Origin of the sequence: Oscillatoria sp. FACHB-1406, from assembly GCF_014698145.1 — a bacterium.
Taxonomy (GTDB): Bacteria; Cyanobacteriota; Cyanobacteriia; order Cyanobacteriales; family Spirulinaceae; genus FACHB-1406.
The window spans coordinates 45,480-61,798 of the sequence record NZ_JACJSM010000012.1 but is presented as its reverse complement, the minus strand read 5'-3'; the positions used below and the strand labels follow the sequence as shown (position 1 = coordinate 61,798).

The following is a 16,319-nucleotide window of genomic DNA, read 5'->3' as shown; positions in this document are numbered from 1 at the left end:
TTTCGATCGCATCGAGCAACTCGATTGCGAGCCGTTAAAATAATTTAAAATTTTGAATTTTGAATTTTGAATTCTCCCTCCCCCCCCTTAGAATTTATTTGCTCTCGTCACTGTCTCACTTGGCTGTACGAGCAGCAGATTAGTCTGGCGTTTAGTACCTATCAAACTCATTGCCTGTTCTTTGTCGGTTTAAAACCCGAAGGCGAACTCTCGATTTTCGAGCGGCAGTTCCCTCGCCCGATGGGACTTTATGCCACTCCAGATAGGCTTTATCTCAGCACGCTCTATCAAATCTGGCAGTTGGAAAACACTTTAGCTGTCGGGGAAAATTACAACGGCTACGATAAGCTCTATGTGCCGCGTTTGGCTCATACAACGGGGGATTTAGACATTCACGATTTAGCCGTCGATGGGGAAGGACGAATCGTTTTTGTTAATACGCTCTATAGCTGTTTGGGGACGACGAGCGATCGCTATAACTTTACTCCACTTTGGCAGCCCCCTTTCATTGACAAGCTCGCCCCAGAGGATCGCTGTCACCTCAACGGTTTGGCGATGGTTAACGGACAACCGCGCTATGTAACGGCGATTAGTCGTTCGGATGTGGCGGCGGGATGGCGTAAAAAGCGCCAAAGCGGGGGCTGTTTAATCGATGTCAGTACCAATGAAATTATTTTAAATACCTTGTCGATGCCGCATTCGCCGCGCTGGTATCGCGGACAGTTATGGGTGCTGAACTCGGGAACGGGGGATTTGGGAACGGTGGATTTAGAGCGAGGCGTTTTTGAGGCGATCGCGTTTTGTCCCGGTTACGCGCGAGGATTGACTTTTTATAAGGATTGGGCGTTGGTGGGACTGTCTAAACCGAGGCGAGAAGGCGCTTTTTCGGAGCTAACTTTGGATGAACGTTTGACTACAAAAGAAGCAGAAAGTCAATGCGGCATTGCAATTATTAATATAAAAACCGGCAATATCGATCATTGGATTCAAATTGAGGGGATGATTACAGAACTTTACGATTTGCAAGTTTTGCCGGGAGTGCAGCGCCCGATGGCTTTTGGGTTTAAAACCGATGAAATTTGTAATTGGATCGCGATCGATCCTCAGCGTCCCGCCCTACAACCGCAGAGGGGTGAAACGTTAATCCGAGGAAGCGGGCAAATTTTCCCCGAATTCCAGTAATTTCTCAGAGTCGTTCCGGTTTGCGATCGCGGGGTAGAATCAAAGTCAAATTCTGGCGAGCATTGGGGTACAATGAATCCGAACGAAGAGCGCTGACCTTCTAGCTCCGGTCGGCAGACGATTTGAGAGTGTGAGAGAGTGAAAGGAGGAAAAATTAAGGGCATTGCGAGCGATCGCAAACGGCGATCGCACGGTGAAAATACTATTCCTTTACCACAAATATCCTCTTAAAAGAGCATATTAGGAGCAATTGAAATATGCCTACTACCTTTGCTTCGGCAGTCAAACTGTTTAGCGCGCAGGGATATAATACTTATCCCACCTTCGGCGATATCGATGGCGACGGCGATTTGGATGCGTTAATCGGTCAAGATGGGACGAACGGAGCTTTTCCTTTATTTAAAGGTCTGATTTCCTTCATTCCTAACACCGGAAACAAGACCACTCCGGATTTTTCGACTCCTCTAACCCAACAGTCTTATAAACCTTTTAACTTAGACTTATCGACGCTGGTTGGGGGTCAGCCGGCTGAGAATCCCAGACTGACCTTGGTCGATATCGATGGCGATACACTATTAGATGCTTTCGTTGGAGAAGCAGAGGGAGGAATCTATTTCTTCAAAAACAATGGCACCTTAAATAACCCGCAATTTGGACCGGCGCAGGCAAGTCCCTTCGGTTTGAGTCCAGTTTCTTCCACCACTGTCGGGTCTCAAGTTTATGTTTCCGCCCCTCGCTTTGCTGATATCGATGGCGACGGACTATTGGATGCCTTTATCGGTCGCCGGGATACAGCAGGCGGTAGCGATGGCAACATTGAGTTTTATAAAAATACCGGAACCGCGCAAAATCCTAATTTTTCAAAGCAGGTCGGAGCGAGTAACCCCTTTAATGGGATTAATATGGCAGCGAGCGACTATGTTACGCCTGCCTTTGGCGATGTCGATGGCGATGGCGACCTAGATGCTGTTCTGGGCGTTGCTAACGTTGGTAAGGGACAATTAAGGTATTTTGAGAATCAAGGGACGAAGAATGCCTCTCAATTTGTCGAACTGACAGGGGCGAATAATCCTTTCAATGCGGTTAACCAAGCCGGAGCGATCGAGGGAGTGAGTCCGGTCTTTGCCGACCTGAATGGAGACGGTAAAATCGATCTACTCTATGGCGGAAGACTACCAAGCAGTGGCATTACCTTTTTAGCGAATTCACCAACCCCGCCACCGCCACCGCCGCCACCACCACCGCCGCCACCACCGCCACCGCCACCACCGCCACCGCCACCACCACCGCCACCGCCACCGCCGGTGGGAGACCTACTCAGCGTTAATGCCAACAATGTATTTACGGTTGGGAAGAATGGGGGCAATACAAATTTGCAGTACGTTCTTTCCCAAGCGAGTAACAGTCAGATCGACGAAATTGGTATTTTTAAGGTCGATGACGACTCGGGTAAGATTGGCAACTTAACTCCCGGTAGTGGGGGCTACCTGCAAGCTGCTTTGGCGCGATCGCAAGCGTTCTTCTCGGTATTGCCGAATGGAACGCGACCGGCGGGCTTTAGCGCGAGCCAACAGGATGGCATTGCGGACGAGTTCAAGGCGGGCGATCGCTTTGCTTTCTACTTGGTGAAAAGTAGTAGCAGCGATGCGGTTGTAGCCGGTCGTACTTCGACGGATAATGTAGCCCTCGGTTTGGGAAGTCAGAACGTATTAAAAGCAACCGATCTCGGCAACGGTAACTTTATTCTCGGATTTGAGGAAGGAAGCGATCGCAAGTTCAACGACATTGCGATTAACTTCCAGCAAACGGCAACACCCCAACCCCTTGGCGTAGGGAACGTACAGCGACAAGGGCAAGAGTTTGTCGATCTGCTCGCTGCTAATAATCCCCAGGTGAACCTACAAGGGCGACAAGTTCAGGCAAATCTGACCTTGCAGCGGGAAGCGAGGTTTAATGATGTCGTGGGACTGTACCGCATTGACGATGCCCAAGGGACGATTAACGGGATCGCTCCGGGACAAGAGGGCTACGCTCGGGCGGCGATCGAGCGGCGCGTCGCGGGCAGTACCTTTGGGGTTGGCAACCAACAAACAGCGGCTACCACGGCGGTACTGGATGGAGATGCGCTCTATGCGCCGTTCCTAATCGTTAATTCAACGCCGGAACAGTTCTTAGAGAAAAATCCAACCAATGCCTCCTCGCGTCTGGCGATTCTTGGTATCGGTCCCCCGCAGGCTTATTTCCCCTTCCTGGGGAGCAATCCCGATGGTACGGATCATGTCCTATTGCTGGGGAATAATACGTTTGGTTTTGAGGATTTACCAGGCGGCGGCGATCGCGATTATAACGATCTAATTCTTAGCGTCGATATTGTCGTCTAAATGCTCGATCTGAAATAAGTAAAGGTTCGGGGGAGTTGCGATCGCAATTTCCCCTTTTCTTTTCTTTGAAGTATTTTATAGCGTTACTTGCTTGCGAATGTAGTAGGGTGGAATGCCACTGACTTAAGTAAAAGTAGGGTGTGTTAGCGAAGCGTAACGCACAAATCCTGTGCTAGCGTAAATGCAGTCTACCTAATTATTGAAGTCGTTTCCGCAATCGAGCGATTAATCCGAGCTAGCAGGATTAAACTACGACCAGATTTTATTTTCACGGTAAGTTTCGTAAAGTTTTAGGTTAAAAAACTAACCCATAGCGTAAAGATTGGGTAAAGGCCATGCTTTCTTAAAAAATGTCTTATATCATTTCAATATACACCCCGAAACAAAGTCAATTAAAATGCTGCGGAGTCTATTAGCGTCTGTCCTCGCTTTCACCATCGCTTTCTTAGGATTTTCTCAAGCGGCTAAGGCTGCACCAAATCCCTCGCTCCTTTTTCCTTCTAGTGTTCCTTTAGTAGCTAGCACTCCCAATATCAACTTCTTCGATGCTACTAACCCTAAAACTTATTGGGAATTCGCAACATTTTTAGGCGACGAATATAAATCTAATCCCCTTGTAAAATCAACTATTGATAGTGCTGCACAAACGGCAGGAGGGATGATTGGAGGTTTTGTCGTTTGCTATGCAGTTAGTGGAGTCGCAACAACATTTTTCCCCCCCGTAGCCGTTCTGACTCCATACTGTCCGGGTTTTGGTGCTGCTTCCACAAGTGGAAGTTTTGGAATGGAAAAAGTTTGGCAGGCAATAAAGGCGATGTGATATATGAAATTATATGGGGCTAATAAAGCATAGTTTGGGTTTGTCAATATTAAGCTTGTCAATGTACTACTCAATGTTTTTGCAGCATTTTATGAGCAAAAAGTCAATAAGAACTTGCCAATAATTGTTGCTGCGCTGCCGCCCGCAAAACTTCTGCCCCCGCACCGGGAAGATGGGCGTTTTGGCTGATGTGCCGCTTCCAAGCTTTAGTCCCCGGTTGTCCGGCGAACAGTTCGAGCAGATGGCGGCTGATGGCGTTGAGTTTGAAGCCTTTTGCAGTCCATTCTTCGATGTAAGGTAGCATGGCTTCGACGACTTGCTGGCGCGTGGGCGGCGGTTCTGTCTCGCCGTAGAAGTCGCGATCGCAGGTTGCAAATAAATAAGGATTATCGTAAGCAGCGCGCCCAATCATGACTGCATCGACGAATTGCAGGTGTTCCTTGGCTTGTTCGAGCGTTGTAATCCCGCCGTTGATTTCGATTTCGAGGTGAGGAAATTCCTGCTTGAGGCGATAAACATCGGGGTAGCGCAGGGGCGGAATCGTGCGGTTTTCCTTGGGGCTTAAACCTTTTAACCAGGCTTTGCGAGCGTGAACGCTGAAGCGCTGACATCCCGCTGCGGCGACGATGCGGACGAATTCGGCCATGTCTTCGTAGCGATCGCGCTCGTCAATCCCGATGCGATGTTTGACGGTAACGGGAAGTTTCGTGCCTTGGCGCATTGCTTCTACGGCTTTGGCGACGCGATCGGGGCAAGCCATCAAACAAGCGCCAAAACTGCCACTCTGGACGCGATCGCTCGGACAGCCGACATTGAGGTTTACCTCGTCGTAGCCCCAATCTTCGGCAATGCGCGCGCAAATTTGCAACGCTTCCGGGTTATCGCCGCCGAGTTGTAGGGCGAGGGGTTTTTCGACGGGCGAAAAGCCTAAAAGTTTGCCGCGATCGCCGTGTAAAATCGCCGCTGTTGTTATCATTTCCGTATACAACAGCGTTCGCCGCGTAATTTGGCGCATAAAATAGCGAAAGTGGCGATCGGTGCGCTCCATCATCGGCGCAACGCTCAGGGGGTGAAGCATTAATTAGCAGTTTGGGCGCGATTATAACTCTGTTTATTGTAGCAAAGTCCTTTCACTCTGTTGGAATTAAAAATTAAAAATTAAAGATTGAAAAATGTTTTATAGTGCCGATTTTAGTCGTTTTGAGTGGGGTCTGAGTTAACTGAGTCTGTTGACTTTTCTGGTTCGGATTCGCGAGGTATGATATCGAAGTAATTTAGATATTTCAGCCCCATCAACAAAGCTGAAATTGTTCCGGCAACCGTTAACTCTCCGTTCGCTATCTTTTCGATGATTTCCGCGATCGGCACTCGCACAACCTCGACCGCTTCCGTAATATCTAGCTGCTGGTAACTCTCCTCGAGAGCATTTTCAGCGATCGCGATATAGATTTTATTGGTATCTTTAACGGGGTTATCGTAAAGCGTCGCTAAATGCGTCCAAGTTCGAGCGATATATCCCGTTTCTTCTTCGAGTTCCCTGGCAGCGGCTTCCAAACAAGTTTCGCGATCGGCATAAAAAGTTCCGCCAGGAAGTTCGAGCAAAATTTCTCCTACACCATGCCGATACTGCCGCACGAAAACGACTTCTCGATCGGGAGTCACGGCTAAAATCAGAACAACATCCGGCCTAACATTTACAAAATAGTCGTCAACCCTAACCCCATTCGGAAGTTCGACTTCATCCCGCCTAACCTTGCACCAACGGTTATCGATCGCAAACTCCGAATTGATGATTTTCCATCGAGCAACAGGCTTCATATTCTGACTTAAAAGATATTAAGATAAGACCTTAACTGATAACGGAGCATCTATGTTCGATTTCCTTAATTCTCTCCTCGGTCGGCATCCGGAGCGCATCAAGGCTAATGTCGAAATTTATACTTGGCAAACTTGCCCGTTTTGCATCCGAGCTAAACTGCTGTTGGGGTGGAAAGGCGTTCGTTACAGCGAGTACAAAATCGATGGCGACGATGCGGCGCGCGATCGCATGGCAGAACGCGCGAACGGACGCAGAACCGTCCCGCAAATTTTTATTAACGATCGCCATATCGGGGGCTGTGACGAGCTTTACGATTTGGATGTTCGCGGGCAATTGGATGGATTATTAGCGGCGAGTGAGGCTTAGGTTGAACTGCGTCCGGAACTATTCTTTATCGGGAATCGGCGCTGGCGAGTGCAATGTCAGTAAGTAGCGCTCGAACCATAAGCCCGCTAAGATAACCGCCACACCACAGAAAAATAGCACGATCGCTTTAAAGAGCAAATCGGTGTTGTATTCTAGCATTCGGGAAGTCAGTTGCAAGACGATCGAGACCATACCCCACCAAAAACCTCGGCGCTTTCCGCTTCCCAAGCTTTCGCGCACGCAACCGATCGCTAGCAGGAATAGTAAAGCGTTGAAAGCAAAAATCGCGATCGCGCCCAAAGCTTCGACTCGTCCGTGCCACCAAATGAGCCAACCCGTTACTAGGATTGCCATTCCGACTACAGTGCTGGTGCGATCGAGACACCAAAAAGCCCGATTCCCCACGCCCAACTTCCACCAAGCGTATAGGGTAAAACCGCCTAGAATAAAGGCATCGAGGAGCGCCGCCCAAATTTGTAGGGGCATCGCTTCATCTCCCGGTTGCGGCGAACCCAACCACCAACCTCGAAAGGAGAGGACATAGAACAGCATACTGAGGAAGAAAATGCTCATTCCGCGCGCGATCGCGTCGAAGGAAGGATTCGGTGCGCTCCGCTCCCAAATCGCATCTCGATAAGCCCACAGAACTGCTGGCGGGAGCGTACAAGCGATCGCGGCAACCAGTTCGGCGCTGCTAGCAGAAGCATCGAACAGTCGAGCCGAGAGGAAAAGGAGATTGGTTTCTAAGGAACCGACTATCAACAGAAGGCTGCCGCCAAAAAGCCAGCGCGACCGACATCGATAGGCAAGCGGTACAAACAGAACACTTGCTAACAGCGGCAGATGTTGAACGGCTAACTGCAACGCCGAAGCCTCGCCCCAACGATAGAGAAAAGCAGAAGGAACCACGCTCGAGACGTAGCCCAAGGCGACTAAAATCAGCCCTAGCATGGCTAACACCGTCAAGCGCAAGCTATAAGCCATTAGCAATACGCCCAGCCCCCAGAGCAGAAAAAGGTGATACAGTGGGCTACTTTGGTGGAACATCTGGGACATTAGGGCCATATTTGCGCCCAAAAGCAAGCCGCCCAATAAAAGTAAACTTTGTCCGAGCCGTACTTTCCAGCCTTGCGCCCGCTGCCGCCAAAAGTAGAATCCCGCGCAATTAATGCCTGCAAATAGGCTTAAAAGCAGTGAAACTTTTAGCGATCGCGACCAATACTGCCAATTCGCTGCTACAAACGTAATAACCGCTAAGCTTAATAAAATACTGCCCAAACCCAGCAAAATTGAAATAAAGCGATTGCGGTAAGCGGTATCGAGTGAGTTGAGTTCGTAGCGCTGGCTGAGGCGATGGTAGAGAGCGTCGTCAATCAACCCTTGCGATCGCCATTGCTCGACTTCTTGACGCAACTGCTGGCGAAATTTTTCTGATACCATAACCTAAAACAATTGACAATTGATAATTGATAATGGACAATTAACAATGCTAATCTTTATTAGGGAAAAGTAAAAACAATTTTTCTAATTTTGGCTTTCATCAAGAAGTTTATTGATAACTTGCAATCGCAACAATCTTTTTCTAAAAAATAAAGCATCTCAAACTCTCAATTTATTCATTATCAATGATCCATTGTCCATTATCCATTATCAATTAATCCTTGCCGATGTTTAGCTCCCAAACCCCCCAGACTGAAACCTCCCAAAGCATTTTAGAGGCACTGCAACGTTTGATCGATGTAGTGGCGAAGTTGCGATCGCCGGAGGAAGGATGCCCGTGGGATTTAGTGCAAACGCCAGAAACCCTAATACCCTATATTATCGAAGAAGCCTATGAAGTGGCTCACGCGATTCGCAGCGGCGAGCGGGACGCGATCGCAGAAGAACTCGGCGATCTGCTCTTGCAGGTCGTTTTGCAAGCGCAAATTGCCAGCGAATACAATCATTTTACCCTCGAAGAAGTCGCCTCCGGAATTGCCGAAAAGTTGATTCGCAGACATCCCCACGTCTTTAGTAACGTCAATGTCGAATCGATCGAGCAAGTCCGCCAGAACTGGGAACAAATTAAAGCCGCCGAAAAAGGAGAAACCCCCGAACAAACTCAACGTCTCAGCCGCAAACTTCAACGCTACGCCCGTACCCTACCCCCTTTAATGGCGGGAGCGAAAATTTCCAAAAAAGCCGCCGCTGCCGGATTGGAATGGGAAAATATCGAGAGCGTGTGGGAGAAATTTAACGAAGAACTGGCTGAATTTCACGAAGCGCTCGCAACAGAAGACAAAGAGCATCAACAGGCGGAACTTGGCGATTTACTCTTTACTTTAGTGAATATTGCTCGTTGGTACGATCTCGATAGTTCTGCTGCGTTGGAAGGGACGAATCAACGCATTGTCCGGCGTATAGAATTGATAGAAGCCTTCGCCGATCGCCCCCTCAATGATTATTCCCTAGAAGAACTCGATCGCCTCTGGGATCGCGCGAAAGCTAAACTCGCCTCTGCGCCTAAAGAAGATATCGTTTAGAGGCGAATAACCTTGGCGATTACTCAGTTTGTTGAGGCGAGTTTTCAACAAAATTAACGCTGAAAACTTGTCCCTTAATCTTAAAAGAGTGAGTTCGTCCTAAAGCAATTTCTAATTTTTAATTTCTAAAAAGCATTCTGCCCGTAAGCTTGCCAAGCGAGATCGACGAGTCCGTTGAGAATCGCCACGGCAACCACCGGACTACCCTTGCGCCCGTGGATGCAAATATGGGGAATGGACGAGTCCTTAAGTCGCGCTTTCGCCACATCCGCTCCGACAAAACCAGCAGGTGTTCCTACGACTAATGCCGGTCGAATTTCTTCTGCCTCGATTAACTCGACTAACGCCGTCAAAGCCGTTTGCGATTGTCCGATCGCAAAAATTGCCTCCGGATAGCGTTGGGCTAAGGTTTGTATTCCCCAAGCACTCTGGGTTTTCTCTTTTTGCGGCCGCGTCAGCGCTTCCATCGCACAATAAACGGGATTGGCAAAAGTCTGCTGAATCCCCGGGGCAATCCCAACTTGCACCATCGGCACGTCAACGACAATGGTACTGCGCGCAGCGAGGGCCGCAGCGCCCGCTTGCATTGCCTTTTCTGAGAAGCTGACTAAGGAGGGATATTCAAAATCGGCGGTTTCGTAAACAATGCGCCGCACGATTTCGTATTCCGCCGGAGAAAAGGAGCGGTTGCGGATTTCGCGATCGATAATCGCTAAACTTTGTGCGTCCGTGAAGTGCCATTCCATCTTGTAACTGAGCCGTGAATCCTACCTTCTCCTCTCCTTCCCGAGCGATCCAGCGGAAACGGAGCAAAAGACAGGAGGAATAATGAATCCTACCTTTACAGATTATCAGACATTTAACCCGCAATATCCGACATAGAGTCTATTGGACGCAAGTTCGATGGAAATCAGAGTTGTGGGTATTACGACGAAGGAATGAGGCTTTCAGCTTGCATTAAGTATTATTGCTTATTAACTAAAGATTCATGAAGTCATAGAGCGAGCGATCGCGGCGAGGGATAGAATCGACGTTAGAAGTTGTGACAGAGATATACAGGGGCATGATGAAAAACATCGCAGCAATGACCTGTTTGTCCTCAATTGCTTTGATGCTGTCTCAAGGCATCGCTCTGCCAGTACAAGCTCAATCCATTGTTCCAGCGACAGATGGAACGGGAACCAGCATTACGCAGATTGGAAATCGCTTTGATATTACTGGCGGGATTCAAACAGGTTCAAATCTTTACCAAAGTTTTCAGCAATTTGGTCTAGAACCAAGCCAAATCGCAAATTTTCTCTCGAATCCAACGATTCAAAACATCTTAGGAAGAGTCATCGGTGGCGATCCTTCAATCATTAATGGATTGATTCAAGTCACGGGCGGAAATTCTAATTTGTTTTTATTGAATCCGGCGGGGATCGCGTTCGGTTCTAGTGCCAGATTGAATGTTCCAGCATCTTTCCTCGCCACAACCGCCAATGGCATTCAAATTGGCGATCGCTGGTTTGCTCTCAACACCGACTCACAAAGCTTGCAAACCTTAAGTGGCAACCCTAGCGCCTTTGCTTTCAGTACCTCTCAACCCGGTTCTATTTTCAACGCCGGAAACCTCGCTGTTTCTCCAGGACAAAGCGTAACCCTAGTTGGCGGAACAGTCCTCAATACCGGCACTGTGACGGCTCCCGGCGGCACGATTACCATTACCGCCGTTCCCGGCGAAAAACTGGTTCGGATTACACCGCAAGGCAGCGTATTGAGTCTCGATTTACCCCTAGAAACCCGAACCGCTCTCAATGAGAACGCGCGCCCGATCGCGCCCTTATCGTTGCCAGCACTCTTAGCGAGCAGCAATATCCCCGTAGCGACAGGGGTAACAGTAGAAAATGGTACGGTTAAGTTAACCCATTCCGGCGCGATCGTTCCGACTGACGCTGGCACTTCAATTGCTGCCGGTCAACTTGATGTTTCTAGCACTGCAACGGGCGGCAGAATCCAGGTTTTGGGCGATAAAGTTGGCTTAGTCAGTGCCAATATTAATGCCTCTGGCAGTACAGGCGGCGGCACCGTATTAATCGGCGGCGACTACCAAGGAAAAGGAAGCGTTATCACTGCTTCTCGGACTTTTGTCAGCGAAGATTCCGTTATTAATGCCGATGCGATCCCCCCTAACCCCACTCATCAAGGGGGGAATGGAAATGGCGGGCGCGTTATTGTCTGGGCGGACGATACCACTCAGTTTTTAGGCAATATTAGCGCTCGCGGCGGCAGTCAGTCGGGCGATGGCGGTTTCGTAGAAGTCTCCGGCAAACAAAACCTACAATATCTCGGCAATGTCGATACTAGCGCCCCTAACGGCAACTTTGGCACGTTATTGCTCGATCCTGCCGATATTATTATTACCCCGGGCTTTGGGGCGGGAAGCTTTACCGGACAAGTATTAGTAGGCGATGTTGGGCCGACGACGATTGCCCAAAGCCAGCTAGAATCGTTGCCGGGAAATACGAACGTCGAAATTCAAGCCAGCAATACCATTACCATTCAACCGTTAGGGACGCTCGCCTTTGCCCCGGGAACCGGCACAATTACCTTCCAAGCGGGGGGCGCGTTTTCGATGAGTCCGAATGACACCATCGATGCAGGAGGGCGAGATATTAGTATTACGGCTGCGAGCATGACGCTGGGCAATATTAATCCCCTCGTCAGGGCAAACCCCTTCGACGAAACCGGCGGCGGTAGTATTCGCCTCACCGCAACTAACGGCGGCATTTCGGCGCAGAATTTGTACTCCGGTGCGTTCACATCTTATTCTGGAAAAAGTGCCGGAGAAATCGTGCTGAATGCAACGAATGGTAATATCGCGATCGCGGACTTCATTTCTTCGGAGTCCACAACCCTTGACGGAGCCAATAACCGAGGCGGTAATATTACCATCAACGTCACCAACGGTAACTTTTCCGCCCAACGCATCTTTTCCAGCGCTGGGAATAATAACCCGACAGTTGGGGCGGGCGGCGACATCACCATTAATGCCAATACAATTACTGCGAATGTTATCGGTGCTACCTCTCGCTGGGGCGGCATAGATTCAGGCAAAGCGGGCAGAATTACGCTCAATGGTGTCGTGCAAAATGGCGACCTGATTCGTAATATTAGCGGCTCCGGGGCGGCAGTAACGGGAAGTCCGAGTCCCTTCCGCGATGCCTTGTCCTCGGGCTTTTCAAGCCAAAATTCCCTCGATTTATCGAAATACCCCGATAACCTACAATTCGTCCACAATCAGTTAACCCTCGCCGGACAAATCGCTCGAGGCGAAATCGAACCTCCCGCTAGCTTATTACGTGCATCCCGTCTTTCTCGATTTTCTGCTAGCAGCCTGAATTCCACAGGGCGATATTTGGAAGCAGACAGCGACGTGCGCTCCACAGAAGCCGAAGATAATGCTTACGACGAGGAGCGACGGCGAGCGGAGCGAGAGTCCAACCAAGAGTGGCATCGTAATAAAGCCGACTATTGGGAAGACAATGCCGCCTATGAAATTGGCAGAGGTAACGACAAAATGGCAGAGGTTTACAGCAGCAACGCGACTTATGAGCGCGCAACGGCAGAGTCATACAACAACGATTAGTAGGGAAATTCAATAAGGATTGAAATGCTCTTTAATCGTTAATCGTTCGTTGGGTTTAATGCCGTACCGCGAGACTCGGTTCCTATCGACAATCTCATCAACAATGGAGGTGCTTTATGCGACCCTATGAAGCGACGTTAGGAATGTTACTGTTAATCGGGAGTGGTAGCGCTGCCTTCGCACAACTGCCAAGCGCGCCTCCCTCCCCTCCTGAATTTGTCCAAAACTTAGGACTTACCCCCGAACAAATCCAGCAAATTGAATCAATTCGCGAGCAAGCGAGACCAAAACTCGCCCAACTCGATCGCGACCTCAAAGCCGCCCGACAAACGTTAGAAACTCTGATGTCGAGTGCGAATGCTACCGAGGCGCAAATTCGAGAACAACATCGACAAGTGGAAGCGCTACGCCAGCAACTTTCTGAAACCACCATTGAAAGTCGTTTGGCAATTCGAGAAGTTTTAACCCCAGAACAACGGGTGGGTTTTGAAGCCGAAATGCAGCGATTGCGTCAATCGGTTCAAAATCGTCCGGTTCAAAATCGTTGGGGCGCGAGCGAGCAACCTTAAAGCGCTCGAAATCGTAGCAGGTACACATTAATTCAACAATTCAATACCCAAGGAGTACCCAAATTATGCTAAAGAAATTAGGGTGCAAACAGATTTTTGCAGGCGTATGTCTGGGCGCGATCGCAACTCAGCAACCGTTACTCGCCCAAACCTACCCCGAATCACAAATTGAAGCAACACTTAACTCCCCACACGACGAAATTTCCCAACTCCTTCCGCCGGAATTTCCAGCCCCCAATCCTCATCTTTCCTCGCCTTCACCTCCCTCTCAACCGCCAATCCCTACCCCAGGAGCGCTGGTTCCCGTTCGGCGAATTGAAGTTGTCGGCAGCACCATTCTTAGCGATGCTGAAATTCAAGCGATCGCGCAATCCTACGAAGGGCGATCGGTGAGTTTCGAGGAACTCCAACTTCTCGCCGATAAACTCACTCAAGCCTATCTCGATCGCGGTTATTTAACGTCCCGTGCTATCCTCAGCACTCAAACCGTTACCGATGGTATCGTTCGAGTGCAAATCTTAGAAGGTAGCCTTGAAGATATTAAAATTGAAGGCAACGATCGCGTTCGTCCCGAATATATTCGCAGTCGCATTCTCTTAGGCGTAACCGAGCCGCTTCAAGTCGATAAACTTGAAGATCGACTCCAATTGTTAAGGCTCGATCCGCTCTTTAAAACTGTTGAATCGAGCTTGCAGCCGGGAACCGAAGAAGGGAAAAGCATTCTCGCCGTCCGCGTAGAAGAAGCGAGTCCTTTCATTTTGGGCGTAAACTTTGATAACTATTCCCCGCCCAGCATTGGGGGCGAAGAATTTAAGGGCTTAATCGGGTATCGTAACCTAACGGGTTGGGGTGATGAATGGACGGGTTCGTATCGGCGATCGTTGAGCGGCGGTTTGCAAGCTTTCGACTTTAATTTTAGGATGCCGCTCAATCCTACTAATGGTACAATTCAACTGCGGTTTGCACCCAGCCACAGTAAAATAACGGAAGACGATTTCAAAGCTTTAGAGATTAAGGCAAATAACCAACTCTACGAGATTGCTTATCGCCAGCCTTTAATCGAAACTTTCGATCGAGAATTTGCGCTCTCTCTCGGGTTCAGCGTTCAAAACGGTCAAACTTTTCTATTCAATAACATCCCGTTTGGGTTTGGAATTGGCCCCGATAGTGAGGGCAATAGTCGAACTCGCGTGTTGCAGTTTGCTCAAGATTATATCAAGCGCGATTCTTCAGGAGCGTGGGCGCTACGTTCGCAATTCAATTTGGGTTTGGGAATTTTCGATGCCACAAAAAATGAATCGCCCATTCCTGACGGTCGTTTCTTTAGTTGGCTGGGACAAGTGCAGCGCGTCCAGCGTTTAAGCCCGACCAATCGGTTGCTGATGCAGGCAGAACTGCAACTGACTCCCGATAGTTTGCTTCCTTCGCAGCAATTCGCGATCGGGGGCGGACAATCGTTGCGAGGCTTCCGACAAAATACCCGTTCTGGCGATAATGGGTTCCGAATTTCTGTTGAAGATCGTATTGCAATTTTTCAAGATGAAAGCGGATTTCCTATTTTCCAAGTTGCGCCTTTTATCGATTTCGGTAAAGTTTGGAATCACTCGGATAATCCTAACGTACTACCCCGACAAAACTTCTTAGCAGGAGGTGGAATCGGACTGATTTGGCAGCCTTTTTCTAACTTGCTAATCCGACTGGACGGCGCAACTCCTTTGATCGAGTTAGACGATCGAGGAAATAATATTCAGGATAAGGCTTTGTATTTTAATGTTAGCTATCAGTTATAGCAAGCCTAATTGAATCCTGAAAAAATCCCATAACTCAGGGGACAGCAAACAATAGAATCGCGTTGCCTACTGTTCGCTGCCAAATCTTAACCGTTTAGGTTTCTGAAGGGGCTGAGTTCGTGAAATAGGGCGAGAGAAACGCGACTAAAGCACCCATACTAAAACCGAGAACGTTCCGGAGTAACGGTAGCAAATCGTGAGTGCGGCTGACAACCGGCCCGATGCCAAAGGCAAAGAATAAAATTCCCCATAAGGGCGAGAAGATTAAGGCCCACTGCCAAGCTAGAAATTGCCCGGGCTTGCGGGGAATGGCAGCGAAACCGCAAATGACTCCACCCGCCATCGAGCAGATCAGGGTGAGTAACCACTGTTCTTGGGGCAGTCCGGGGACAACTTGACAGCCGCCATCGCGCAGACAGCCCGAGACGGTTTCTAAGGTTTTTGCGATCGCGCTACTTTCGCCGTTTTCTCGGATGTAATAGAGATTGCCAAAACGCGCTTGCAGTTCGATCCAAAAGGTACGGGGCAGAAATTGGTACACTGCATCGCCGACGCTGAAAGCTAGGAGATTGCCACCTCGCGAATCGGCAACCAGGAGAATGCTTTTATCATCGAGTCCCCAGAAAGGAATCACGGCGCGTCCGGGGGTGCGATCGTATTGAGTGAGAACGCGCAGTTTCCAGCCTGTTTCGGCTTCAAAGTCTTTAATACTGCTAATTAACGATTCTTCTTGAACCGAGGGGAGGAAGTTGGCAAGATCGACGATGGGGGTGGGTTCGCTAGGGAGAAGACTCGGATCGTCAAAAGCTAAGGCAGGCTCGGCGATAAACCAAGTCAAGAGCGCGAGGAGGCAACCGACGCAGGACGTTAGGATTTTTTGGATCGAACGATGGGGCATTGCAGTCTCCGGATTTTTCGGGTGGCGAGCGATTATGAAACGCTTCTTTACAATTATTTACCTTATTCTCTAATCTTTTCCATCGGAATTCAACTCCTTAACGATATTGATAGAACAATTTTCTCGGCTGTACCGCCCGGAGTGGAGCTTAGAGCCAGATCGACAGCCTCTTTGATTTCCTTAATGAGAAGGTAAAGCGCTCGCGTCGTCGTCGAGCGACTTCAACGCTAGAAACTTGCGCTCCCCTTGAAGCAGCTACCACCAGATCTAGCGCGACTGGAAACGTGAAGGTAGAGACTAGACCTCAAGAGAGCAATGAACGACTCCGAACGTTATCAATTGTC

The 16,319-nt window shown here is 49.2% G+C and carries 13 protein-coding genes; 8 read left to right on the top strand and 5 right to left on the bottom strand.

The window, feature by feature from the left end; translation table 11 throughout:
* Nucleotides 1-66 precede the first annotated feature (66 nt).
* The 3 genes from H6G50_RS13435 to H6G50_RS13425 all read left to right on the top strand — a co-directional run bounded on the left by H6G50_RS13435 (nt 67) and on the right by H6G50_RS13425 (nt 4,383).
* Nucleotides 67-1,182: a TIGR03032 family protein gene (locus H6G50_RS13435; protein ID WP_199302920.1), complete on the top strand. Its 1,116-nt coding sequence runs from the start codon at nt 67-69 to the stop codon at nt 1,180-1,182.
* 257 nt (nt 1,183-1,439) lie between these two features.
* A complete protein-coding gene (locus H6G50_RS13430; RefSeq protein ID WP_190717047.1) occupies nt 1,440-3,563 on the top strand; it encodes a DUF4114 domain-containing protein in 2,124 nt (707 codons plus the stop codon).
* 322 nt (nt 3,564-3,885) lie between these two features.
* A complete protein-coding gene (locus tag H6G50_RS13425) occupies nt 3,886-4,383 on the top strand; it encodes a hypothetical protein (protein WP_190717045.1) in 498 nt (165 codons plus the stop codon).
* A 103-nt stretch (nt 4,384-4,486) separates the two neighbouring features.
* On the opposite strand, the gene dusA is transcribed toward H6G50_RS13425, so the two are convergent.
* Both dusA and H6G50_RS13415 read right to left on the bottom strand, forming a co-directional pair.
* On the bottom strand, nt 4,487-5,461 hold the full coding sequence (gene dusA / locus H6G50_RS13420) for a tRNA dihydrouridine(20/20a) synthase DusA (protein WP_190717043.1): 975 nt from the start codon (nt 5,459-5,461) through the stop codon (nt 4,487-4,489).
* A 113-nt stretch (nt 5,462-5,574) separates the two neighbouring features.
* Nucleotides 5,575-6,201 carry an NUDIX hydrolase gene (locus H6G50_RS13415; RefSeq protein ID WP_190717041.1) on the bottom strand — a complete coding sequence of 209 codons (627 nt, stop codon included), beginning with the start codon at nt 6,199-6,201 and terminating at the stop codon, nt 5,575-5,577.
* A 52-nt stretch (nt 6,202-6,253) separates the two neighbouring features.
* On the opposite strand from H6G50_RS13415, the gene grxC reads away from it, so the two are divergent.
* Complete coding sequence (grxC, locus tag H6G50_RS13410) at nt 6,254-6,568, top strand: glutaredoxin 3 (protein WP_190717039.1); 315 nt, start codon at nt 6,254-6,256, stop codon at nt 6,566-6,568.
* 18 nt (nt 6,569-6,586) lie between these two features.
* Here grxC and H6G50_RS13405 read toward each other — a convergent pair whose 3' ends face one another.
* A complete protein-coding gene (locus tag H6G50_RS13405) occupies nt 6,587-8,008 on the bottom strand; it encodes a DUF2157 domain-containing protein (RefSeq protein WP_190717037.1) in 1,422 nt (473 codons plus the stop codon).
* A gap of 227 nt (nt 8,009-8,235) precedes the next feature.
* On the opposite strand from H6G50_RS13405, the gene mazG reads away from it, so the two are divergent.
* A complete protein-coding gene (gene mazG / locus H6G50_RS13400; protein ID WP_190717036.1) occupies nt 8,236-9,090 on the top strand; it encodes a nucleoside triphosphate pyrophosphohydrolase in 855 nt (284 codons plus the stop codon).
* 125 nt (nt 9,091-9,215) lie between these two features.
* Here mazG and H6G50_RS13395 read toward each other — a convergent pair whose 3' ends face one another.
* A complete protein-coding gene (locus tag H6G50_RS13395) occupies nt 9,216-9,836 on the bottom strand; it encodes a precorrin-8X methylmutase (protein ID WP_190717034.1) in 621 nt (206 codons plus the stop codon).
* 317 nt (nt 9,837-10,153) lie between these two features.
* On the opposite strand from H6G50_RS13395, the gene H6G50_RS13390 reads away from it, so the two are divergent.
* From H6G50_RS13390 to H6G50_RS13380, 3 genes are all read left to right on the top strand, one after another.
* A complete protein-coding gene (locus tag H6G50_RS13390) occupies nt 10,154-12,718 on the top strand; it encodes a filamentous hemagglutinin N-terminal domain-containing protein (RefSeq protein ID WP_242032823.1) in 2,565 nt (854 codons plus the stop codon).
* A gap of 116 nt (nt 12,719-12,834) precedes the next feature.
* Nucleotides 12,835-13,287: a Spy/CpxP family protein refolding chaperone gene (locus H6G50_RS13385; RefSeq protein WP_190717032.1), complete on the top strand. Its 453-nt coding sequence runs from the start codon at nt 12,835-12,837 to the stop codon at nt 13,285-13,287.
* Between the two features lie 65 nt (nt 13,288-13,352).
* Nucleotides 13,353-15,077: a ShlB/FhaC/HecB family hemolysin secretion/activation protein gene (locus tag H6G50_RS13380; protein ID WP_190717030.1), complete on the top strand. Its 1,725-nt coding sequence runs from the start codon at nt 13,353-13,355 to the stop codon at nt 15,075-15,077.
* Nucleotides 15,078-15,171: 94 nt separating this feature from the next.
* Here the strand turns inward: H6G50_RS13380 and H6G50_RS13375 are convergent, their stop codons facing one another.
* Nucleotides 15,172-15,975 carry a TPM domain-containing protein gene (locus H6G50_RS13375; protein ID WP_190717028.1) on the bottom strand — a complete coding sequence of 268 codons (804 nt, stop codon included), beginning with the start codon at nt 15,973-15,975 and terminating at the stop codon, nt 15,172-15,174.
* Nucleotides 15,976-16,319: the final 344 nt, after the last annotated feature.

Coding starts and splice junctions, on each gene's coding strand:
- dusA (WP_190717043.1), bottom strand. CDS start 5,461: ATGCTTCACCCCCTGAGCGTTGCGCCGATGATGGAGCGCACCGATCGC.
- H6G50_RS13375 (WP_190717028.1), bottom strand. CDS start 15,975: ATGCCCCATCGTTCGATCCAAAAAATCCTAACGTCCTGCGTCGGTTGC.
- H6G50_RS13415 (WP_190717041.1), bottom strand. CDS start 6,201: ATGAAGCCTGTTGCTCGATGGAAAATCATCAATTCGGAGTTTGCGATC.
- H6G50_RS13390 (WP_242032823.1), top strand. CDS start 10,154: ATGATGAAAAACATCGCAGCAATGACCTGTTTGTCCTCAATTGCTTTG.
- H6G50_RS13385 (WP_190717032.1), top strand. CDS start 12,835: ATGCGACCCTATGAAGCGACGTTAGGAATGTTACTGTTAATCGGGAGT.
- H6G50_RS13430 (WP_190717047.1), top strand. CDS start 1,440: ATGCCTACTACCTTTGCTTCGGCAGTCAAACTGTTTAGCGCGCAGGGA.
- H6G50_RS13395 (WP_190717034.1), bottom strand. CDS start 9,836: ATGGAATGGCACTTCACGGACGCACAAAGTTTAGCGATTATCGATCGC.
- mazG (WP_190717036.1), top strand. CDS start 8,236: ATGTTTAGCTCCCAAACCCCCCAGACTGAAACCTCCCAAAGCATTTTA.
- H6G50_RS13380 (WP_190717030.1), top strand. CDS start 13,353: ATGCTAAAGAAATTAGGGTGCAAACAGATTTTTGCAGGCGTATGTCTG.
- grxC (WP_190717039.1), top strand. CDS start 6,254: ATGTTCGATTTCCTTAATTCTCTCCTCGGTCGGCATCCGGAGCGCATC.
- H6G50_RS13405 (WP_190717037.1), bottom strand. CDS start 8,008: ATGGTATCAGAAAAATTTCGCCAGCAGTTGCGTCAAGAAGTCGAGCAA.